The organism is Pelomonas margarita, from assembly GCF_043555875.1.
Classification (GTDB): Bacteria; Pseudomonadota; Gammaproteobacteria; order Burkholderiales; family Burkholderiaceae_C; genus Pelomonas; species Pelomonas margarita.
The window spans coordinates 15450-35990 of record NZ_JBIGHW010000009.1; the positions used below are offsets into that span (position 1 = coordinate 15450).

The 20541-nt window shown below is 68.2% G+C and carries 20 protein-coding genes; 14 read left to right on the forward strand and 6 right to left on the reverse strand.

Annotated elements, in window-relative coordinates:
* Position 1 precedes the first annotated feature (1 nt).
* On the forward strand, positions 2-880 hold the full coding sequence (locus ACG0Z3_RS16100) for a hypothetical protein (RefSeq protein WP_394399213.1): 879 nt from the start codon (positions 2-4) through the stop codon (positions 878-880).
* A gap of 73 nt (positions 881-953) precedes the next feature.
* On the opposite strand, the gene ACG0Z3_RS16105 is transcribed toward ACG0Z3_RS16100, so the two are convergent.
* A complete protein-coding gene (locus ACG0Z3_RS16105; protein WP_268166770.1) occupies positions 954-1826 on the reverse strand; it encodes a ferritin family protein in 873 nt (290 codons plus the stop codon).
* 415 nt (positions 1827-2241) lie between these two features.
* On the reverse strand, positions 2242-3234 hold the full coding sequence (gene corA / locus ACG0Z3_RS16110) for a magnesium/cobalt transporter CorA (protein ID WP_394399215.1): 993 nt from the start codon (positions 3232-3234) through the stop codon (positions 2242-2244).
* A gap of 402 nt (positions 3235-3636) precedes the next feature.
* Here corA and hpf point away from each other — a divergent pair, with 402 nt between their 5' ends.
* The 3 genes from hpf to hprK all read left to right on the forward strand — a co-directional run bounded on the left by hpf (position 3637) and on the right by hprK (position 5728).
* On the forward strand, positions 3637-3978 hold the full coding sequence (gene hpf / locus ACG0Z3_RS16115; protein WP_394399217.1) for a ribosome hibernation-promoting factor, HPF/YfiA family: 342 nt from the start codon (positions 3637-3639) through the stop codon (positions 3976-3978).
* 249 nt (positions 3979-4227) lie between these two features.
* The gene (gene ptsN, locus ACG0Z3_RS16120) at positions 4228-4698 is read left to right on the forward strand and encodes a PTS IIA-like nitrogen regulatory protein PtsN (RefSeq protein ID WP_394399219.1); all 471 of its coding nucleotides are present in this window, start codon (positions 4228-4230) and stop codon (positions 4696-4698) included.
* Positions 4699-4771: 73 nt separating this feature from the next.
* Complete coding sequence (hprK, locus tag ACG0Z3_RS16125; protein WP_394399221.1) at positions 4772-5728, forward strand: HPr(Ser) kinase/phosphatase; 957 nt, start codon at positions 4772-4774, stop codon at positions 5726-5728.
* 16 nt (positions 5729-5744) lie between these two features.
* On the opposite strand, the gene fur is transcribed toward hprK, so the two are convergent.
* Positions 5745-6185, reverse strand: coding sequence for a ferric iron uptake transcriptional regulator (gene fur, locus ACG0Z3_RS16130; RefSeq protein WP_394399223.1), 441 nt, complete (start codon positions 6183-6185; stop codon positions 5745-5747).
* A 101-nt stretch (positions 6186-6286) separates the two neighbouring features.
* Here fur and ACG0Z3_RS16135 point away from each other — a divergent pair, with 101 nt between their 5' ends.
* The 9 genes from ACG0Z3_RS16135 (at position 6287) to ACG0Z3_RS16175 (ending at position 16064) form a co-directional block, all read left to right on the forward strand.
* Positions 6287-6856, forward strand: a complete 570-nt coding sequence (locus tag ACG0Z3_RS16135) for an outer membrane protein assembly factor BamE (RefSeq protein ID WP_394399225.1) — start codon at positions 6287-6289, stop codon at positions 6854-6856.
* The gene (gene dapB / locus ACG0Z3_RS16140) at positions 6853-7593 is read left to right on the forward strand and encodes a 4-hydroxy-tetrahydrodipicolinate reductase (protein WP_394399227.1); all 741 of its coding nucleotides are present in this window, start codon (positions 6853-6855) and stop codon (positions 7591-7593) included. Before ACG0Z3_RS16135 ends, dapB begins: the two co-directional genes overlap by 4 nt.
* 1 nt (position 7594) lies before the next feature.
* On the forward strand, positions 7595-8233 hold the full coding sequence (locus tag ACG0Z3_RS16145) for a MotA/TolQ/ExbB proton channel family protein (RefSeq protein WP_394399230.1): 639 nt from the start codon (positions 7595-7597) through the stop codon (positions 8231-8233).
* A gap of 41 nt (positions 8234-8274) precedes the next feature.
* Positions 8275-8658, forward strand: coding sequence for an ExbD/TolR family protein (locus tag ACG0Z3_RS16150; RefSeq protein WP_394399232.1), 384 nt, complete (start codon positions 8275-8277; stop codon positions 8656-8658).
* A 125-nt stretch (positions 8659-8783) separates the two neighbouring features.
* Positions 8784-11414 carry a leucine--tRNA ligase gene (leuS, locus tag ACG0Z3_RS16155; RefSeq protein WP_394399234.1) on the forward strand — a complete coding sequence of 877 codons (2631 nt, stop codon included), beginning with the start codon at positions 8784-8786 and terminating at the stop codon, positions 11412-11414.
* Positions 11415-11493: 79 nt separating this feature from the next.
* A complete protein-coding gene (locus ACG0Z3_RS16160) occupies positions 11494-11979 on the forward strand; it encodes an LPS-assembly lipoprotein LptE (RefSeq protein WP_394399236.1) in 486 nt (161 codons plus the stop codon).
* Complete coding sequence (gene holA / locus ACG0Z3_RS16165; protein WP_394399238.1) at positions 11979-13049, forward strand: DNA polymerase III subunit delta; 1071 nt, start codon at positions 11979-11981, stop codon at positions 13047-13049. Before ACG0Z3_RS16160 ends, holA begins: the two co-directional genes overlap by 1 nt.
* Positions 13050-13088: 39 nt before the next feature.
* Entirely contained in the window at positions 13089-13676 is a 588-nt protein-coding gene (locus tag ACG0Z3_RS16170; RefSeq protein WP_394399240.1) for a methylamine utilization protein, read from the forward strand.
* Positions 13677-13679: 3 nt separating this feature from the next.
* Positions 13680-16064 (forward strand): putative bifunctional diguanylate cyclase/phosphodiesterase, encoded by a 2385-nt coding sequence (locus tag ACG0Z3_RS16175; RefSeq protein ID WP_394399242.1) that lies wholly within the window; start codon positions 13680-13682, stop codon positions 16062-16064.
* 8 nt (positions 16065-16072) lie between these two features.
* Here the strand turns inward: ACG0Z3_RS16175 and ACG0Z3_RS16180 are convergent, their stop codons facing one another.
* Together ACG0Z3_RS16180 and ACG0Z3_RS16185 are read right to left on the reverse strand one after the other, a co-directional pair.
* Positions 16073-16453, reverse strand: a complete 381-nt coding sequence (locus ACG0Z3_RS16180) for a hypothetical protein (RefSeq protein ID WP_394399244.1) — start codon at positions 16451-16453, stop codon at positions 16073-16075.
* Between the two features lie 171 nt (positions 16454-16624).
* The gene (locus tag ACG0Z3_RS16185) at positions 16625-18496 is read right to left on the reverse strand and encodes an ATP-binding cassette domain-containing protein (RefSeq protein WP_394399246.1); all 1872 of its coding nucleotides are present in this window, start codon (positions 18494-18496) and stop codon (positions 16625-16627) included.
* 275 nt (positions 18497-18771) lie between these two features.
* On the opposite strand from ACG0Z3_RS16185, the gene ACG0Z3_RS16190 reads away from it, so the two are divergent.
* Entirely contained in the window at positions 18772-19680 is a 909-nt protein-coding gene (locus tag ACG0Z3_RS16190) for an HDOD domain-containing protein (protein WP_394399249.1), read from the forward strand.
* A gap of 21 nt (positions 19681-19701) precedes the next feature.
* Here the strand turns inward: ACG0Z3_RS16190 and fghA are convergent, their stop codons facing one another.
* Positions 19702-20532 (reverse strand): S-formylglutathione hydrolase, encoded by an 831-nt coding sequence (fghA, locus tag ACG0Z3_RS16195; RefSeq protein WP_394399251.1) that lies wholly within the window; start codon positions 20530-20532, stop codon positions 19702-19704.
* Positions 20533-20541: the final 9 nt, after the last annotated feature.

Here is a 20541-nt window from a genome sequence, read left to right on the forward strand (position 1 = left end):
CATGAACACCCACATTCCCACCCTGCTGCTGCGCGAATGGATGCAGCACAAGCGCGGCTGGCTGACGGCGGCCTTCGCTCCGCCGCTGCTATTCCTCTGCATCTTGTTGATCCCGTCGGCCACGGTCCAGGGGCTTCCGGGCGACAAGCTGCCACTGACTGCCACCATGGTGCTCGCGGTCAGCACGATGTCGGTCTACGGCATCTGCCTGCTGATCGCGCTGTTCCAACTGCCGGGCCTGGCGCGCCGCGACGTGCAAGACCGGTCCATCGAATTCTGGCTGTCACTGCCAGGCCGCCCGAGCGAAAGCATCGCAGCCACCGTGCTGGCACACGCCTGGCTGGCACCGCTGGGCGGCCTGCTGGTCGGCACCCTGTTGGGCGGGCCGATCGCGGCGGCGGTGGTCGCCAAGCAGGAAGGCCTGGCCGCTGTCGGCACGCTGCCCTGGGGAGAGATGCTGACCCTGGTCGCCCCCATGCTGCTGCGCGCCATCGTCGGCACGGCACTGCTGCTGCTGTGGCTGGCTCCGGCCATCTTCACGCTGATGGCGGCCTCGGCCTGGCTGAAGCGCCTGGGCGTGCCGGTGGTGCTGGTCGGCGGCGGCGTTGCCGTGACGGTGCTCAAGAAGGCCTATGACATCGAATGGCCGCTGCAGGCCCTGCAGAGCCTGGTGCAGCAGGCCAGCCACGCGCTGTTCGGCAGTGAAATGGTGCTGGGCGAAGCGCTGAAAGCCGGCGACACGGCCGCCATCTGGCAATGGGCTGTGCAGGACCTTGGCCGGGCCGTCAGCCAGCTGGCCTCCCTGGAGTTCATCGGCTGGGCTGCCGTGGCGGCCGCAGGCTTTGCGCTGCTGGTGCTGAAGCGGCAACGCGCAGGCTGACGCCGCGCGGGCACGCGCAAAAGAGAACCGGGGCCTGCGGCCCCGGTTTCCGTTGGTGGCTGCGCCGCCGGGCTCAGGCCGACGCGCCCGCCAGTCCGTCGTCCTTGGCCGGGCTGACGAGGCGCGCTGCCATCTCCTTGCGGAAGCGGTTGAGCTCCTGCACGCTGGCGAAGCTGCGGTCCATCAGCAGGCTCATGTTGTGCAGGATGCGCTCGACGACCTTGTTTTCCCACACGCTGTCGAACTGGATCTGCGTGTCCAGCCAGCGCTCCAGCCACTCGGGGTCGGGCAGGCGACTCTGGATGGTGTCGCGCGGGAACAGCTTGGCGTTCACGTGCAGATTGGTGGGGTGCAGCGCCTGGGCCGTACGGCGGGCGCTGGCCATCAGCACGCCAACCTTGGCGAAGGCGGCACGCGCCTCGTCGCCGAACTTGGCCATGGCGCGCTTCATGTAGCGCAGGTAGGCGCCACCGTGGCGAGCCTCGTCGCGCGACAGGGTTTCGTAGATGGCCTTGATGACCGGCTCGGTGTGCCATTCGGCAGCACGGCGGTACCAGTGGTTCAGGCGGATCTCGCCGCAGAAGTGCAGCATCAGCGTTTCCAGCGCCGGCGCCGGGTCGAAGTCAAAGCGCACCTCGTGCAGTTCCTGCTCGGTGGGCACGAGGTCGGGGCGGAAGCGCTTCAGGTACTCCATCAGCACCAAGCTGTGCTTCTGCTCCTCGAAGAACCAGACCGACATGAACGCCGAGAAGTCGCTGTCTTCGCGGTTGTCGCGCAGGAACATCTCGGTGGCCGGCAGCGCCGACCACTCGGTGATGGCGTTCATCTTGATCGTCTGGGCCTGCTCATCGGTGAGCAGGCTGGCGTCGAACTTGTCCCAGGGAATGTCGCTGTCCATGTTCCAGCGCACGGCTTCAAGTTGCTTGAACAGTTCGGGGTAAAGCATGGTGAATCCTTGTTTAGAGCCGGGATTCTAAAAGTTCGTGCGGCGCGCCGATTTCCGACCTCGTCGGGGCAAGGTCAACCCGTCGGAAAGCCCCATGGAGGCACTGTTTGCAGGTCACTCCTAACGCGCGAGGGCAGGCGCCCGGCTACTGCCGCACAGGGCAACAATCGTCACCGGAAGCAGGGACAACAAGACGCCCCGCGCGCCGCCGCACACCCATGCAGGCTACACACCACAACATGCGACTGCAGCCCACCAAGTGCGGGGCCCTGTCCACAAAACTTAGGCCGCCCAACCTCTCTGAGCGCAGAGCAGCAATCTCGGAGCCCTTCTCCTCCTCCCTCCCTCATTGGCTTCGAGGCGTTCCGCGGCCGCTTTTACAACCAGGGCCCGTGTCGCAAGACACGGGCCCTCGTCATTTCAGCCACCCCTTGCGGCGGAAGTAAATGAAGGGCGCCGCCACGGACAGCAGCATCAGCGTCAGCGCGAACGGATAGCCCCACTCGGACCGCAACTCCGGCATGTGCTGAAAGTTCATGCCGTAGATGGACGCGATCAATGTGGGAGGCAGCAGCGCCACGCTGGCCACCGAGAAGATCTTGATGATCTTGTTCTGGTTGATGTTGATGAAGCCGACCGTGGCGTCCATCAGAAAGTTGATCTTGTCGAACAGGAAGGCCGTGTGCGAGTCCAGCGAGTCGATGTCGCGCAGGATCTGGCGTGACTCCTCGAACTGCTCGGCATTCAGCATGCGGCTGCGCATCATGAAGCTGACCGCGCGGCGCGTGTCCATCACGTTGCGCCGGATTCGGCCATTCAAGTCTTCCTCGCGGGCGATGGAGCCCAGCACCTCACCAGCCTCGGCGTCGGTCACGTCGCTCTTCAGCACGCGGGCGCTGACGGCCTCGAGCTTGTCGTAGATGCCCTCCAGCACGTCGGCCGAGTACTCGGCGTCGGCGTCGTAGAGCTTCAGCAGCACGTCCTTGGCATCCTCGATCAACGCCGGGATGCGGCGCGCCCGCAGCCGCAGCAAGCGAAACACCGGCAAGTCCTCGTTGTGCACCGAGAACAGCACGTTGTTGAACAGAATGAAGGCCACGCGCACATTGCGCGCCGACTTGCCGCCGTCGGCGTCTTCACCGCCCTCGATGAGGAAGTCGGAACGGATGTGCAGTTCGCCGTTGTCTTCCTCGTAGAAACGCGCAGACTCTTCCAGGTCCTCGTCGACGATGTCTTCGGGGATGGTCAGCCCGAAGCGGTCGCGTATCCAGCCCTTCTCCTCGACGCTGGGGCTCTCCAGGTCGACCCAGATCGGGCGCGATTGCGCCAGGTCCTCAGCGGTTTCGATTTCTTCCTGGAACAGCCCGCCCTTCAGGCGGCCATTGTCCAGCGTGAACACATTCAGCATGCATCGTCTCCAGCAGCGCTGGCAAAGGACGACGCCTGGCGCCGTCCGGGGTGGCGGGGTCAGTCAACCGTCTCACTCCGGGCGGGCGCGGCCTGCTCCAGGCCGCCGGCGGGAGTGGACGGTCACCGAGGGTGATCGCTGTCCAAGAAGTGCTCCGTAGCGGAAATAGCCGTGGATTATTGCACCCGCGCAGGCCGTGAAAGAAGACTCAAAAACAAGGCCTGAGCTGAGACAAAAGCACACCGTCATCCCCTTGTCACACCGCCACTTTGCGCGCAGACTGGGCTCGTCGATTTCCCCACTCCCACCCACCTCCGCTACCCGAAAGACCCCTCCTCCTCCCTCCCTCTCCCCCGTTCTTGGTTCCGTTTTTTTCGACCCATTCCTCTGAAAGGAGGCTTTATGAATCTGACGATCAGTGGCCATCATCTCGAAGTCACCCCGGCGCTGCGCGAATACGTGCTCACCAAGCTGGATCGTGTGACTCGCCACTTCGACCAGGTTGTTGATATCAACGTCCTGCTGACCGTAGAGAAGCAAAAGGAGAAGGAACGCCGCCAGCGCGCTGAAGTCACGCTGCACGTGAAGGGCCGCGACATCTTTGTCGAGCAGTCCCATGAAGACATGTACGCCGCCATCGACCAACTGATGGACAAACTGGACCGCCAGGTCTGCCGGCACAAGGACAAGGTGCAAGACCACCACCACGCCTCGGCCAAGCGCCTTGAGGTGCCTGCACGCTGATCCCCCCGCGCATCGTCAAAGCGGCCTTCGGGCCGCTTTCTCATTGCCGCGTCACGCAGCACTCCCCGGCGGCTGTTGCTGCAGTGCCGCAAAAGCCCGCATTCGGGGGTGACGAAGGACGTTTTCAACGCCTGCAGGGTCACGCCCCCTCCGCAAAACGACGCGCAGTTCCATAATCTGCGACTCTGATTGACCCACAGCCGACTGCGGCCGCGCCCACCAGGCGCCCCCGACACGAGGCCCCTGCCCATGAACCGTCTCGCCGCCATCCTGCCCGCCGACAACGTGTTGGTGAACGTGGATGCGTCCAGCAAGAAGCGCGCCTTCGAACACGCAGGCCTGCTGTTCGAGAACCATCATCAGATGGCCCGCGCGCTGGTCACCGACAACCTGTTCGCCCGCGAACGCCTCGGGTCCACCGGACTGGGCCATGGCGTGGCCATTCCGCATGGCCGCGTCAAGGGGTTGAAGAACCCGCTCGCCGCCGTGCTGCGCCTGCAGCAGCCGATCGCGTTCGACGCGCCGGACGATGAGCCCGTGAGCTTGCTCATCTTTCTGCTCGTGCCCGAGGCCGCCACGCAGCGACATCTGGAAATCCTGTCCGAAATCGCGGAGATGCTCTCGGACCGCGAGTTGCGAGAACAACTCAAGAGCGAACCGGAAGCGCAGACGCTGCACAAGCTGATCGCGGCCTGGGAGCCGCTGAAGTCGGTCGCCTGAAAGCGCCTCGCGAAATCCCTGAACAACCATGCGCCGGCCTAGTGCCCGGCGCTCACGCCCTTCTGGCGGCCCCATGAAACCCACCTCCATCAGTGCCGAGCGGCTGTTTGAAGAGCACCGCGAGGCGCTGCGTTGGGAGTGGATTGCCGGCCACGCCCACCCCGAGCGCCGCTTCGACGAAGCCGCCGTGCGTGACGCACAGAGTGCCGCCGACCTGGTGGGCTACCTGAACTACATCCACCCCTACCGGGTGCAGATCGTCGGCCGCCGCGAGGTGGCCTACCTGAGCCAGGAAAGCACGGAGATCCAGGACCGGCGCATCTCGCGCATCGTCACGCTAGAACCGCCGGTCATCATCATTGCCGACGATTCGGTGCCGCCGCCGCGCCTGGTGGCCATGTGCGACCGGGCCGAGATCCCGCTGTTCCGCACCAACGAGTCCGCCGGTCACGTCATCGACCTGGTGCGCGGCTACCTGTCGCAGCTGTTCGCCAACCGCACGACGCGTCACGGCGTGTTCATGGACATCCTGGGCCTGGGCGTGCTGCTGACCGGCGAATCGGGCCTGGGCAAGAGCGAACTCGGCCTGGAGCTGATCTCGCGCGGCCATGGCCTGGTGGCCGACGACGCCGTCGACTTCTTCCGCATCGCCCAGACCGCCATCGAGGGCCGCTGCCCCGAGCTGCTACTGAACCTGCTGGAGGTGCGCGGCATCGGCCTGCTGGACATCAAGGCCATCTTTGGCGAGACGGCCGTGCGCCGCAAGATGCGCCTCAAGCTCATCGTGCACCTGGTGCGCAAGGAAACGATGGAGCGCGACTTCGAGCGCCTGCCCTACGAGCCGCTGTATGAGGACGTGCTGGGCATGCCGGTGCGCAAGGTCGTCATCGCTGTGGACGCCGGCCGCAACCTGGCCGTGCTGGTGGAAGCCGCCGTGCGCAACACCATCCTGCAGCTACGCGGCATCGACACCTACAAAGAGTTCGTCGAGCGCCACCAGCGCGCCATCGACAACGGCTCGATGGACTGAGCCGCTGCGGCGAAGCTCAGCCCTTGTTGGGGCAGTCGGTCTTGATGCAGGTGGCGTACAGCGCCAGCGAATGCTCCTGCAGCTGAAAGCCGCGCTCACTGGCGATGGCGTTCTGGCGCGACTCGATGCCGGAATCGAAGAACTCCTCGACCTTGCCGCAGTTCAGGCAGACGAGGTGGTCGTGGTGGTGGCCTTCGTTGAGCTCGTAGACGGCCTTGCCGGTCTCGAAATGGTTGCGGCTGAGCAGGCCGGCCTGCTCGAACTGCTGCAGCACCCGATAGACCGTCGCCAGGCCGATGTCGGCACCGTCGCCGAGCAGGGCCTTGTAGACATCCTCGGCCGTCATGTGGCGCTGCTGGGCGCGCTGGAAAATCTCCAGGATCTTGATGCGCGGCAGCGTTGCCTTGAGGCCGCTGTTCTTGATGTCGCTGGTTTGGGTCTTGGCAGAAGTGGGCATGGCGCGTGGGCCGGAGCCCGACAGGGCCCCCGCTAGAATCCGCGCGATCATAGCCAGCCGAGCCCTCGGCGGGTGTTCTCCGTCCCATCTCCAGCCGCCCCATGCGTCCCCTGCTTGCCTCTCTCCCGCTGCTCGCGCTGCTTGGCGGCTGCTCCTACCTGCCCAAATGGGACTCGCTGCCCACCATCACCGGCGACAAGGTGCTGGGCGTGCTGACGCCCTACCGCGTCGAGGTCGTACAGGGCAATGTGCTGACCAAGGAAATGGTGGCCCGCGTCAAGCCGGGCATGCCCAAGGCGCAGGTGCGCGACCTGCTCGGGTCGCCGCTGCTGACCGACATCTTCCATGAGTCGCGCTGGGACTACCCGTTCACGATCCGTCGCCAGGGCGCGCCGGAACAGCATCGCCTGGTCGTCGCCGAATTCGACGGCGACAAGCTCAAGACGCTGACCGTGCCCGACGACCTGCCGACGGAGAACGAGTTCGTCGCGGCCATCAACACCTTCAAGCCCGGCAGCAAGCAGCCCAAGCTGGCCCTGAGCGACGCCGAGCGCGCCGCGCTGCCGCCACCCAAGAAGAGCGCCGAGGCGGCCCCCACCGCCGCCGCCGAAGGCCCGGCGCCTGGCCGCGTGTACCCGCCGCTGGATGCCAAGACGGGAGCCGGCTCGTGATCAAGGTTGCCATCACCGGCGCCTCGGGCCGCATGGGCAAGATGCTCATCGAGGCCGTCCAGGCCGCCGACGACTGCACGCTGCACGTCACGCTGGACAAGGGCGATGACGTGCGCGCCGGCTTGGCCGGTGCAGATGTGCTGATCGACTTCACCCGCCCCGAGGCGACGCTGGAACACCTGGCCATCTGCGCCGACCTGGGCGTCAAGGCCGTCGTCGGCACCACTGGCTTTGACGACGCCCAGAAGGCCCAGCTCGCTCAACTGGCCGAGCGCACGGCCATCGTCTTCGCACCCAACATGAGCGTGGGCGTCAACGTCGTGCTCAAGCTGCTGGACATGGCCGCCCGCGCGCTGGCAGAGGGTTACGACATCGAGATCGTCGAGGCCCACCACCGCATGAAGGTTGATGCGCCCAGCGGCACGGCGCTGCAGATGGGCCAGGTCGTCGCCAACGCCGTGGGCCGCGATCTCAAGGAATGCGCCGTCTACGGCCGCGAAGGCGTCACCGGCGCCCGCGATCCATCGACCATCGGCTTTGCCACCGTGCGCGGCGGCGACATCATCGGCGACCACACCGTACTGTTCGCCGGCATCGGCGAGCGCATCGAGGTCAGCCACAAGGCCACCAACCGCAGCATCTACGCCCAGGGCAGCCTGCGCTGCGCGCGCTTCCTGGCCAGCGGCAAGACGACCGGCCTGTTCGGCATGAACGACGTGCTGGGCTTCAGCCGCTGACATGTTCACGACCTTCTGGGGCCAGAGCGATGCCATCGGCCGCGGCGTGGCCGTGCTGCTGCTGGCCATGTCGGTCAGCGCCTGGGCGCTCATCCTCTGGAAGACCTGGCTGCTGCGCCGCGCGCGCAAAGGCCTGCAGCGCGCCGTGCCGGCGTTCTGGTCGGCGGCCGGCGTGAACGAGGGCCGCACGGCCCTGCAGAACTTCGACACAGAACGCTTGCTGCTGCCGCTGCTGGACGCCGCCACGGCCGAAACGCGTGCGGCCACGCTGGACGCTGCCGGTAAGCGTGAATCGCGCCTGACCCGCCGCCTGCGGGACGCGCTACACGCGGTGCTGGCCAAGCTGCAGTTCGGCCAGGTGCTGATGGCCTCCATCGGCGCGACGGCGCCGTTCGTGGGGCTGTTCGGCACCGTCTGGGGCATCTACCACGCGCTGGTCAGCATCTCGGCTGCCGGCAACATCACCATCGAGAAGATCTCGGGGCCCGTAGGCGAGGCGCTGATCATGACGGCCGCGGGCCTGGCGGTCGCCATCCCCGCTGTGCTGGCCTACAACGTCTTCGGCAAGATGGTGGCGGCCTGCGAGGCCGACCTGGAAGGCTTCGCGCACGACCTGCGTGAGTTGCTGGGCCACGACTGATGGCCTTCGGTCGGCTCGAACGCCCCGACACCGCTCGCCCCATGAGCGACATCAACATGACGCCGCTGATCGACGTCATGCTGGTGTTGCTGGTGATCTTCATGATCACCGCACCGCTGATGACCGCCTCGCTGCGGCTGGACCTGCCCAAGAGCGAGGCCGCAACGCCCAGTGACGCGCCCAGCGTCATCGCCGTGGCCATCACACCCGATGGCCAGCTGCATATCGACGACCAGGCGCTGGATGCAAAGGCCTTCCAGCAACGCATCGCGGACCTGGGCCGCGCCAATCCGCAGCTGGAAGTGCAACTGCGCGCCGACCGCAGCGTGCCCTACGGCCAGGTGGCCGAGTTGATCGGCTGGGTGCAGGCGGCAGGGATGAACCGCATCGCCTTCGTCGCGCAGGCCGCCGCTTCCGCGCCCTGACCGAAGGGTTGCGCCTGGGGCGCCACCTACAATTTGGCAAAACTAGACAGCCCCCACGCTCGCCGTTGCTCGCTGCCCCCCCGAGGGGGTGTGTCAGGGGTTTCGGACGGCCGGGCACCCCTGACATGAACGCCAAGACCGAAGCGCCCAGCTACAACCCCAACGAGATCGAAGCCGCCGCCCGTGCCTACTGGACGGAGCGCGACGCCTACCGCGTCACGGAAGACGCGAGCAAGCCGCACTTCTATGCCTGCTCCATGCTGCCCTACCCCTCGGGCAAGCTGCACATGGGCCATGTGCGCAACTACACGATCAACGACATGCTGGCCCGCCAGCTGCGCATGAAGGGCTACAACGTCCTCATGCCCATGGGTTGGGACGCCTTCGGCCTGCCGGCCGAGAACGCTGCGATGAAGGGCAAGGTGCCACCCGCTCAGTGGACGTACTCCAACATCGCCTACATGAAGGGCCAGATGCAGGCCATGGGCCTGGCCATCGACTGGAGCCGCGAGGTCGCGACCTGCCAGCCCAGCTACTACAAGTGGAACCAGTGGCTGTTCCTGAAGATGCTGGAGGCCGGCATTGCCGAGCGCCGCACGCAGGTCGTCAACTGGGACCCGGTGGACCAGACCGTGCTGGCCAATGAGCAGGTCATCGACGGCCGCGGCTGGCGCTCGGGAGCGCTGGTCGAGAAGCGCGAGATCCCCGGCTACTACCTGAAGATCACGCAGTACGCCGAGGAGCTGCTCTCGGCCGTGGCCAACCCCGAGGACCCGAACTACCTGAGCGGCTGGCCCGAGCGCGTGCGGCTGATGCAGGAGAACTGGATCGGCAAGAGCCAGGGCGTGCGCTTCGCGTTTCCGCACAGCATCGAAGGCGGCGGCGGTCGCCTGTGGGTGTTCACCACCCGCGCCGATACCATCATGGGCGTGACCTTCTGCGCCGTGGCACCGGAGCATCCGCTGGCCACCATCGCGGCCAAGGACAAGCCGGAAGTCGCTGCCTTCATCGAGGAATGCAAGGCCGGCGGCACGACCGAGGCCGAGCTGGCCACGCAGGACAAGAAGGGCGTGCCCACGGGCCTGTTCGTCACACACCCGATCACCGGCGCGCAGGTGCCTGTCTGGGTCGGCAACTACGTGCTGATGAGCTACGGCGACGGCGCCGTGATGGGTGTGCCGGCGCACGACGAGCGCGACTTCGCGTTCGCCAAGAAGTACGGCATCGAGATCAAGCAGGTGGTGGCCGCCGACGGCGAGGCCTTCACGACCGACGCCTGGGCCGAATGGTATGGCGACAAGACCCGCGGCGTCTGCGTCAACTCCGGTGTGCTGGACGGCCTCACGCACAAGGCCGCCGTCGACAAGGTCGCTGAACTGCTGGCCGAGAAGGGCATCGGCGAGAAGAAGACCACCTGGCGCCTGCGCGACTGGGGCATCAGCCGCCAGCGTTACTGGGGCACGCCCATTCCCATCATCCATTGCGATGACTGCGGCGTCGTGCCCGTGCCCGAAAAGGACCTGCCCGTCACGCTGCCCGAGGACCTGATCCCGGATGGCAGCGGCAACCCGCTGAACAAGCACGCTGGCTTCCTGAACGTCGGCTGCCCGACATGCGGCAAGCCGGCCAAGCGCGAGACGGACACGATGGACACGTTCGTCGATTCCTCCTGGTACTTCATGCGCTACTGCGACCCGACGAACGACCAGGCCATGGTCGCCGAAGGCACAAAGTACTGGATGCCGATGAACCAGTACATCGGCGGCATCGAGCACGCCATCCTGCACCTGCTGTACGCGCGCTTCTGGACCAAGGCGATGCGCGACCTGGGCCTGGTGACGATCAGCGAGCCCTTCGAGAAGCTGCTGACGCAGGGCATGGTGCTCAAGGGCGCGTTCTTCCACAAGCCCGAGGGCGGCGGCAAGGACTATTACTGGGACTACGAGATCGACGTCATCCACGACGACAAGGGCGGCATCGCCGGCGCCACGCTGAAGAAGGACGGCACGCGTCTCGAGTATGAGATGACGACCATGTCCAAGTCCAAGAACAACGGCGTAGACCCGCAGGCGCTCATCGACCAGTACGGTGCCGACACGGCACGCCTGTTCGTCATGTTCGCCAGCCCGCCGGAGCAGACGCTGGAGTGGAACGACGCGGCCGTCGAAGGCGCACACCGCTTCCTGAAGCGCGTGTGGAACTTCGGCGTGCGCAACGCCGATGCCATCAAGGCCGGTGGCAACGACTTCGCCGCGCTGAGCGGCGACGGCAAGGCGCTGCGCCGCGAGGTGCACAACGTGCTGAAGCAGGTCAGCTACGACTACGAGCGCATGCAGTACAACACTGTCGTCTCCGGCGCCATGAAGCTGCTGAACGCGCTGGAAGGCTTCAAGGCGGAAGGCCAATCGGCCGCCGTGCGTGACGGCTTCTCGGTGCTGCTGCGCGTGCTCTACCCCGCCACGCCCCACCTCAGCCACACGCTGTGGCAGGACCTCGGCTTCGCCGCCGAGCTGGGCGATCTGCTCGACGCGCCCTGGCCCACGGTCGACGAGGCCGCGCTGGTGCAGGACGAGATCGAGCTGATGCTGCAGGTCAACGGCAAGCTGCGCGGCTCGGTCAAGGTGCCAGCCAGCGCCGACAAGGCAGCCATCGAGGCCGCTGCGCTGGCCAACCCCGAGTTCGCCAAGTTCAGCGAAGGCAAGGCGCCGAAGAAGGTCGTCATCGTGCCGGGTCGTTTGGTCAACATCGTCGTCTAAGAACATGCGCCCCCACGCTCGCTCGCGCTCGCTGCCCCCCGAGGGGGCGCAAGACGCCTTGGGACGGCCCGGCGGCGTCTTGGACCGCCGCCTCGCGCTCATCGGCCTCGCAGCCCTTGCCGGCTGCGGGTTTGCGCTGCGCCGCGAGCCCGAGCTGCCGTTCAAGACGCTGGCGCTGACCGGCTTCGGTGCCGACTCGCCGCTGGCGCTCGGCCTGAAGCGCCAGATCAAGCGCACGCCGGTACAGGTGCTGGACGACCCGGCGCGTGCGCAGGTCGTGCTGGAGGCGCTGGACGAGCAGCGCGACCGCTCGGTGGTGGCCTCCACCAGCGTCGGGCAGGTGCGCGAATTCCAGCTGCGGCTGCGCTTCGACTACCTGGTGCGCACGGCCGAGGGCGAGCTGCTGGTGCCCAAGGTCGAACTGCGCCTCGTGCGCGACATGAACTACACCGAGACCGCCGCACTGGCCAAGGAGCAGGAGGCCGCCAACCTCTACAGCGCGATGCATTCCGACGCCATCGCACAGGTGATGCGGCGGCTCGCAGCCATCAGGTTGCCCGGCTGATGCAGCTGCGCGCCGAGGGCCTCGCCGCCCACCTGAGCAAGGGCCTGGCCCGCATCTACACCGTGCACGGCGACGAGCCGCTGCTCGCGCAGGAGGCGGCCGACCAGATCCGCGCCGCCGCGCGCGCGCAGGGCTTCGGCGAGCGGCAGATATTCACCGTCTCGGGCGCCTACTTCGACTGGGCGCCCGTGCTGGCCGCAGCCCAGGCCATGAGCCTGTTCGCCGACCGCCAGTTCATCGAGATCCGCATTCCGAGCGGCAAGCCCGGCAAGGATGGCTCCGAGGCGCTGCAGCGCTACGCCGAGGCTGCGCCCGACGACGTGCTGACGCTGGTGACGCTGCCGCGCCTGGACAAGACCCAGCTGAGCAGCGCCTGGTTCACGGCGCTGGACGGCCACGGCGTGTCCCTGCGCGTGGAGCCCGTCGAGCGCCGCATGCTGCCGGCCTGGCTGGCACAGCGACTCAAGGCGCAGGGCCAGTCGGTGCCCGAGGGCGAGGACGGCCAGCGCGCGCTGAGCTTCTTCGCCGATCGCGTGGAGGGCAACCTGCTGGCCGCCCACCAGGAGCTGCAGAAACTCGCGCTGCTGCACCCCAAGGGCGAACTGACGCTGGCGCAGATCGAAGCTGCCGTGCTGGATGTGGCGCGCTTCGACGTGTTCAAGCTCAGCGAGGCCGTGCTGTCCGGCAACGTGCCGCGCCTGCTGCGCATGCTGGACGGCCTGGAGGCCGAGGGCGAGGCCGCCGTGCTGGTGCACTGGAACCTGGCCGAGGATGCCCGCGCGCTGGCCCGCGTGCGCGCCGCGCTGGACGCCGGCCGACCGCTGCCCATGGCCATGCGCGAGGCGCGCGTATGGGGAGCCAAGGAGCGGCTCATCGAGCGCATCGCGCCGCGGCTGGACTCGGCCCAGGCCGGCGTGCTGGTGCAGGCCGCGCAGGTGTGTGATGGCCTCGTCAAGGGCCTGCGCCACCCCGACTGGCCCGGCGACCCCTGGGCCGCGCTGCGTCGCCTGGCCCTGATGCTGGCAGAAACCGCAAGCGGCAAAACCGGGGCAGTTCTCACGGTCCGCTGAGCGCGCTTGGGCTATCGTGCTGGACGGAAAATCACCGCCATGACGACCGCCCGCCGCCTCGCCTCGCTGACCCTCGCGCTGTGCCCCCTTGCCGCGCAGGCCGTGCCCATGACCGTGCAGCTGCGCGGGCCGGGCGGCCAGCCGCTGGCCGGGGCAGCGGTCGCCGTTGAAGTCAAGGGGCGGCCGGCCAAGACGAGCACTGCAAAGGCCGAGATCGGCCAGCGCGACCGCCAGTTCACACCGCAGGTGCTCATCGTGCAGACCGGCACGGCCGTGAACTTCCCGAACTTCGACACCGTGCGACACCACGTCTACTCGATCTCGCCAATCAAGGTCATGGACATCAAGCTGTACTCCGGCACGCCGGCCGAGCCGGTCGTCTTCGACAAGCCGGGCGTCGCCGCGCTGGGCTGCAACATCCACGACAAGATGAGCGCCCACGTCATCGTCGTCGACACAGCGCTGTTCGGCCGCACCGATGACAAGGGCCAGCTCGTGCTGGACCTCCCTCCCGGCGAACACACCGTCAAGGCCTGGCACGCGGCGCAGAAGTCACCCACGCTGCAGAGCCTACGCCTGAACGTGCCTGCGGCCGGCGGCAACGCCACGCTGACGCTGGCCGACTGACCCATGCCCGCCTGGCTCAACCCCCGTCGACTGGAGGGCCGCATCGTCGGCCTCTTCCTGGCGTTGCTGCTGGTGGTGCAGCTGCTCAGCTTCACGGCCATCCACACCGGCATCAGGCACAACGCCGAGGCCTCGCTGGATGCCGAACTGCAGACCGGCGAGCTGGTGCTGCGCCGCCTGCTGGAGCAGCGCGCCGGCAAGCTGCGCGACGCGGCAGAGCTGCTGGCCAAGGACTACGGCTTTCGCACCACCATCGGCCTGTCGCTGGCCGAGGAAGGCACGCTGGAGACCATCAAGGACGCGCTGGCCAACCAAGGCGAGCGAGTCGGGGCGTCCATGGTGGCCTACTTCGATGGACAGCTGCAGCCGGTGGCGGCCACACGCGACGGCGCCGCCTCGTTCGGCAGCACGCTGCAGCAGCTGGTCGATAAGCCCGACGGCAACGCGCTGGCGGTGCGCGGCACCGACGTGTTCCAGGTCGTCGCTGTGCAGGTGCGCACGCCGGCGCCGGTGGGCTGGGTGCTGATGGCCTTCCAGCTGGACCGCGAGGTGTTGGACGACCTGCAGGCGCTGTCCGGCCTGGACAGCGCGGTGCTACTGCAGCCCGCCGGCCAGCGCTGGCAGGGCACGGTGGCCCACCTCCCGCCGCAAGCGGCTGAGGCCCTGACGCAGCAATTGGGCCCGCAGCAGCCGGCCGAAGGCGTGCTGACACTGGGCGGCGAGCGGCAGCGGGTGCGCTTCGTGCCGCTGCTGCTGGGCGAGCAGCAGCTGGGCGTGCTGCTGCTGCGCTCGCTGGACGCCGCGCTCGCGCCCTACCGCCAGCTGCAGCTGACGCTGCTGGGCATCACGCTGCTGGGCGTGGCGGTGTTCGCGCTGGTCAGCGTGCTGCTGGCGCGCGGCATCAGCAACCCGATCAAGGCCTTGTCCGGCGCGGCGCGGCGGCTGGAGCGCGGCGACTACGAGACGCCGGTGCCAGCCACGTCACCGCTGGTGGAGGTGCACAAGCTCGCGCTGGCGCTGGAGAGCATGCGCGAGGGCATCCGCCGCCGCGACGAGCTCGTCAACGAGCTGGCCTATGTGGACACGTTGACCCAGCTGCCCAACCGCGCCCGCTTCGCGCAGGTGTTGCAGTTCCACCTCGATCTGGGCCACACCCGTGGTGCCGTGCTGATGCTGGACCTGGACCGCTTCAAGCACGTCAACGACGTACTGGGCCACGACTTCGGCGACCGTCTGCTGCAGAGCGTCGCGCTGCGGCTGCAGGCGCTGTGCCAGCCGCTGCAGGCCATCCTGGCGCGGCTGTCGGGCGACGAGTTCGCGCTGCTGCTGCCGCACGCCGACGCCCGCGAGGCCAGCGAGGTGGCATTGGCCATCCTGAAGGACTTCGAGCAGCCGCTGCAGATCGACGACGAGACCATCGACCTGGGCGCTGGCATCGGCATCGCGCTGCTCGGCGAGCATGGGCTGGACGTCAACCTGCTGCTGGGCCGCGCCGAGCTGGCCATGTACGCCGCCAAGACGCGCCAGTGCGGCAGCCTGCTGTATCACGCGCAGCTGGATGCGGGCAGCCAGGAGTCACTGTCGCTGCTGTCGGAGCTGCGCCGCGCCGTCGAGAACGACGAGCTGCGGCTGTTCCTGCAGCCCAAGATCGACCTGCAGCGCGGCAAGGTCATCGGCGCCGAGGCGCTGGTGCGCTGGCAGCACCCGACGCGCGGCCTGGTGCCGCCCATGCAGTTCATCCCTTTCGCCGAGCAGACCGGCTTCATCCGCATGCTCAGCGCCTGGGTGCTGGCCGGCTCGGCCAGGTTCTCGCGCGAGGCGCGCGACGCGGGCCTCACGCTGCGGCTGTCGGTCAACCTGTCCACGCGCGACCTGATGGACCAGGAGCTGCCCGCCAAGATCGAGGCCATGCTTGCGCCGCTGGAGGTCTCGCCCGGCTCGCTGTGCCTAGAGATCACCGAGAGCGCCATCATGGACGATCCCGAGCGCGCGCTGTCCACGCTGGAGCACCTGCACGCGATGGGCTTCAAGCTGTCCATCGACGACTTCGGCACCGGCTACTCGTCACTGGCCTACCTGAAGCGCCTGCCGGTGGACGAGCTCAAGATCGACAAGAGCTTCGTCATGGCCATGGAGCGCGATCTGGACGATGCGCGCATCGTGCGCTCCACCATCGAGCTGGCGCACAACCTGGGCCTCAGCGTTGTGGCCGAGGGCCTGGAGACGGCCAAGGCCTGGGCCATGCTGGCGCAGCTGGGCTGCGACGAGGGCCAGGGCTACTTCATCTGCAAGCCCATGCCGCAGGAGCAGTTCATCGCCTGGGCCAAAACCTGGCAGCCGCCGGACGACTCAGTCACCGCCGAGAGCACGCTCGCGCGGCTGGGCTGAGTCGGGCGCTAGGCCGCGGCCATCACCAGCAGTATCAGCAGCGGATAGGGCAGCGCCACCGTCGGGCGCAACGCGCTCTTCAGGTAGGCGGCCACCAGGCCGGCGCCGCGCGGCCGATTGGTCAACCAGGCGCTGTGCAGCTGCATCGCCACCGCGTCGCCGGCCGTCAGGCCCTGCTCCACGGCCAGCAAGCGCTCACCCAGTCGGGACTGGAAGGTCTTGAGCACCGCTTCCTGCAGCCACAGGAGCGCCAGCAACGCGAGGGCCAGCGTGTTGTCGGAGACAACGACGGTGGCGACGAAGGCCACCAGCTTCACCCCTAGCGCCAACGCCTCGTAGCGTTCATGCTGGCCTTGCAGCGCCAGCCATTCGTGGTGCAAGGGCGTCATGTCAGTCTGCGTCAGTGCGGCACGAAGACGTAGCGGGCCGAGCGCCGGGCCGCCCCAAGCCGGCCCGGTTGGCGATGTGCTTGCCGGTCGATCCGGCAAGCATCGCCGTCCCCGCGGGGGACCGACTGGACACGCCTGCGTTCAGCAGGGCGGGGCTGGGCGAGGGGCATCTCATTTGGCTTCCAGCACTTCCCAGCGCTCCATCAGTGCCAGCAGCTCGCCGTCAATCTCGCCAGCGCGCTCGGTCACTTCGGCGATGCGCTTGGCGCCTTGCGTGTACAGCTCGGTGCCGTTGAGCAGCGCATTCAGCTGCGTCTGCTCGGCCTCCAGCGCGGCGATCTGCTTGGGGATCTCGTCCAGCTCGCGCTGCTCCTTGTAGCTGAGCTTGCGCTTGGTCGCGACGACCGGGGCCGGCTCGGGCGCTGGCGGCGGCGCGACGGCCGCGGCGGGCGCGGCCTTGGCCTGCAGCGCCGCGGCGCGCTTGGACTGCGTCAGCCAGTCCTGCACGCTGCCCTCGTACTCGCGCCAGCGCGCATCACCTTCGTAGACCAGCGTCGACGTGACGACGTTGTCCAGGAAGCGCCGGTCGTGGCTGACGAGGAAGACCGTGCCGTCGTACTCGGCCAGCAGCTCTTCCAGCAGCTCCAGCGTCTCGATGTCGAGGTCGTTGGTGGGCTCGTCCAGCACCAGCACGTTGGCCGGCCGCGCGAACAGGCGCGCCAGTAGCAGGCGGTTGCGCTCGCCGCCAGACAGCGTGCGCACCGGCGAGTTGGCGCGCGCCGGCGAGAACAGGAAGTCACCCAGGTAGCTCTTGACGTGCTTCTTCTGCGTGCCGATCTCGATCCACTCCGAGCCCGGGCTGATGGTGTCGGCTAGCGTCGCGTCGAGGTTGAGCGTGTCGCGCATCTGGTCGAAATAGGCGACCGTCAGCCGCGAGCCCAGGCGCACCGTGCCGCTATCGGGCGGCAGTTCGCCGAGGATCATCTTCAGCAGCGTCGTCTTGCCGGCGCCGTTGGGGCCGATGAGGCCCACCTTGTCACCGCGCAGGATGGTCGACGTGAAGCCGCGCACGATGGCGCGGTCGCCGTAGCTCTTGGACACGTCCTCCAGCTCGGCCACGATCTTGCCGCTGGCCGCGCCGGTGTCGATGTCCAGCCTGACCTTGCCCTGCACATCGCGCCGCGCGGCGTGGGCCAGGCGCATGGCCTCCAGGCGCTGGATGCGCGCGACGGAGCGCGTGCGGCGCGCTTCCACGCCCTTGCGGATCCAGATCTCCTCCTGGGCCAGCAGCTTGTCGAAGCGAGCGTTGAACAGCGCCTCGTTCTCCAGCTCGTAGGCCTTGGCGGCCTGGAAGGCGGCGTAGTTGCCGGGGTAGCCGCGCAGCTGGCCGCGGTCCAGCTCGACGATGCGGTTGGCCACGTTGTCCAGGAAGGCTCGGTCGTGGGTGATCAGCAGCAGCGAGCCCTTGAAGTCGTTCAGCAGGCCTTCCAGCCAGGTGATGGCGTCCAGGTCCAGGTGGTTGGTGGGCTCGTCCAGCAGCAGCACGTCGGGCTGGGCAACGAGCGCACGGCCCAGCGCCACGCGCTTCTTCAGGCCGCCGGAGAGGCTGCCCACCAGACGCGAGCCATCCAGGCCCAGGCGGTGCAGCGTCTCGTCGACCCGCTGCTCCCAGTTCCACGCACCGATGTGCTCGATGCGCTCCTGCACCCAGGCCAGGTCGTCGTTCTCGTCATGGCGCTCGTAGCGCTCGCGCAGCGCCTTGGCCTCGGCCACGCCCTCGCTGACGACGTCGAAGATGGTCGCGTCGCCGCGCAACTCGGGCTCCTGCGGCACGTAGACGTTGGTGAGGCCTTGCTGCTGCTGCAGCAGGCCGTCGTCGAGCTTCTCGAGGCCGGCGAGGATCTTCAGCAGCGAGGACTTGCCGGTGCCGTTGCGGCCGATGAGGCCGACGCGCTCGCCGGTTTCGAGGGAGAAGCCAGCGCCATCGAGCAGCGCGACGTGCCCGAACGCGAGGTGGGCATTGGTGAGGGAGAGGACAGCCATGCCCGTATTGTCAGCGGGACGCCCCGCGCCACGCCGACGCCCGAAGCTGGCACGTATGCTGCCACCGTTGTTCAAAACAAGAAGCGGGGCATGGGATGGGGCTGATGTTGTTGGGACTTGCAGGTGCAGCAGTGGTGATGGCCTGGTGGTGGCTGCGCACACGCGCAGCGCCGCCGCCCGCCCGGCCCTCGATCGCACCACGGCCTGTGGCCGGCCCGCCAGCCCCGCTGCCGCCCCCGGCACCGGCGGCCGAAGCGCCACCATGGCCGACACCGGTGGCGCTGCCGCTGCGCGCCGCCGAGCTGCTGGACGGCCCGCAGGCCGAACAGCTGGTACAGGCGCTGCGGCACCTGCCGCGCCCGCCGCGCTCGTTGCACACCTTGATGTCGCCGCAGTTCGTGCAGACAGCCACTTCCGCCGAGCTCGCCACGCTGGTCATGGGCGAACCGGCCGTGGCAGCGCGCGTGGTGGCCACGGCCAACTCGCCGCTGTATGCGCTGCAACAGCCGGTGAACAGCGTGGGCCAGGCCATCACCTTCCTGGGCCTGGCCAACGTGCGGCAGATGTGCATGCAGCACATGCTGGCCGCCTGCTTCCAGCCGCGCAACGCGGCGCAGCAGCAGGAGTTCGATCGCCTGTGGCGCGCCAGCAGCATCGCCGGCGAGCTGTGCCAGCAACTGGCCACACGGCTGCGCCTGCCCGACACCGGCTCGCTGATGACGCTGCTGGTGCTGTCCTTCCTGGGCCGGCAGGCCTGCGCGGCGCTGCTGGACACCGCCGCGCTGGACGGCCTGGACGCCTACCAGCGCGCGCAGCACGAAGAACAGGCGCTGGGCCTGGTGTCCCACGAGCTGGGCCACCTGTTGATGCGCGCCTGGGACGTGCCGCTGGAGCTAGCCGACGAGGCGCGCACGCTGTCGGCGCTGCGCTTCGACCCCGCACGCCCGATGGCGGCCGACCGCGAGACGGCCCTGACGCTGTGCGCGCTGTGTGCGCTGCTGGGCGAGCGCATCGCCCGGGGCCAGGCCGGGGCCGCGCTGTTCGACCTCGACACCGACACCAGCCCCGACATGGCTGCGCTGCGCCCTCGGCTGGCCCGCCCGCCGCTGGACGCGCTGGCCCGTGAGTGGCACTCGCCGGCGATGCTGCGGGTGGTCAGCCGGCTGATGACGGCGGCGCGCTAAGCGGCCCGGCGCCGCGAACGCTCAGGCCGTGATCAGGTGCGCCGCGTGGTGGCGCAGGTGGTCGTCGACGACGCTGGCGATGAAGTAGTAGCCATGGTCATAGCCCGCGTGGCGGCGCAACGTCAACGGCTGGCCGGCGGCGGCGCAGGCGGCCTCGAAGGCCTCGGGGTGCAGCTGCTCGGCCAGGAACTTGTCGGCCAGGCCCTGGTCCACCAGGATGCCGCCGGGGTAAGGCGCGCTGCGCTGCAGGCGCATCAACTCGCTGGCGTCGTGGGCGGCCCACTGAGCGCGGTCCTCGCCCAGGTAACCGCTGAAGGCCTTGCGGCCCCAGGGGCAGTGCATGGGCGCCGCGATGGGCGCCAAGGCCGACAGAGACTGGAAGCACCCCGGGTGGCGCAGCGCCAGCGTCAGCGCGCCGTGGCCGCCCATCGAATGGCCGAACAGGCCGGTCTGCGTGAGGCCGGTCTCGCGCTGCACCAGCGGGATCAGCTCATTCAACAGGTAGCTCTCCATGCGCCAGTGCCGGGCCCACGGCGCCCGCGTGGCATCGAGGTAGAAGCCCGCGCCGACGCCGAAGTCCCAGGCCTCCGCCTCGCCGGGCACGTTGGCGCCGCGCGGGCTGGTGTCGGGCATCAGCAGCGCCAGGCCCAGCTGCGACGCGAGGCGCTGAGCACCGGCCTTCACGGTGAAGGTCTCCTCGGTGCAGGTCAGCCCGGCCAGGAACACCAGCAGCGCCTTGGGCGCTGGCGGCAGGTACAGCGCGAAGCGCATCGGCAGGCCGATCTCGGCCGACTCGTGGCGGTGGAACCGCTGGGTGCCGCCAAAGCAGCCGTGTTCAGACAACAGTTCCATCCTCAACCT

Bases quoted from the DNA above. Each gene is read 5' to 3' on its own strand.
- ACG0Z3_RS16100 (WP_394399213.1), top strand. From the start codon at position 2: ATGAACACCCACATTCCCACCCTGCTGCTGCGCGAATGGATGCAGCAC.
- ACG0Z3_RS16105 (WP_268166770.1), bottom strand. From the start codon at position 1,826: ATGCTTTACCCCGAACTGTTCAAGCAACTTGAAGCCGTGCGCTGGAAC.
- corA (WP_394399215.1), bottom strand. From the start codon at position 3,234: ATGCTGAATGTGTTCACGCTGGACAATGGCCGCCTGAAGGGCGGGCTG.
- hpf (WP_394399217.1), top strand. From the start codon at position 3,637: ATGAATCTGACGATCAGTGGCCATCATCTCGAAGTCACCCCGGCGCTG.
- ptsN (WP_394399219.1), top strand. From the start codon at position 4,228: ATGAACCGTCTCGCCGCCATCCTGCCCGCCGACAACGTGTTGGTGAAC.
- hprK (WP_394399221.1), top strand. From the start codon at position 4,772: ATGAAACCCACCTCCATCAGTGCCGAGCGGCTGTTTGAAGAGCACCGC.
- fur (WP_394399223.1), bottom strand. From the start codon at position 6,185: ATGCCCACTTCTGCCAAGACCCAAACCAGCGACATCAAGAACAGCGGC.
- ACG0Z3_RS16135 (WP_394399225.1), top strand. From the start codon at position 6,287: ATGCGTCCCCTGCTTGCCTCTCTCCCGCTGCTCGCGCTGCTTGGCGGC.
- ACG0Z3_RS16145 (WP_394399230.1), top strand. From the start codon at position 7,595: ATGTTCACGACCTTCTGGGGCCAGAGCGATGCCATCGGCCGCGGCGTG.
- ACG0Z3_RS16150 (WP_394399232.1), top strand. From the start codon at position 8,275: ATGAGCGACATCAACATGACGCCGCTGATCGACGTCATGCTGGTGTTG.
- leuS (WP_394399234.1), top strand. From the start codon at position 8,784: ATGAACGCCAAGACCGAAGCGCCCAGCTACAACCCCAACGAGATCGAA.
- holA (WP_394399238.1), top strand. From the start codon at position 11,979: ATGCAGCTGCGCGCCGAGGGCCTCGCCGCCCACCTGAGCAAGGGCCTG.
- ACG0Z3_RS16170 (WP_394399240.1), top strand. From the start codon at position 13,089: ATGACGACCGCCCGCCGCCTCGCCTCGCTGACCCTCGCGCTGTGCCCC.
- ACG0Z3_RS16175 (WP_394399242.1), top strand. From the start codon at position 13,680: ATGCCCGCCTGGCTCAACCCCCGTCGACTGGAGGGCCGCATCGTCGGC.
- ACG0Z3_RS16180 (WP_394399244.1), bottom strand. From the start codon at position 16,453: ATGACGCCCTTGCACCACGAATGGCTGGCGCTGCAAGGCCAGCATGAA.
- ACG0Z3_RS16185 (WP_394399246.1), bottom strand. From the start codon at position 18,496: ATGGCTGTCCTCTCCCTCACCAATGCCCACCTCGCGTTCGGGCACGTC.
- fghA (WP_394399251.1), bottom strand. From the start codon at position 20,532: ATGGAACTGTTGTCTGAACACGGCTGCTTTGGCGGCACCCAGCGGTTC.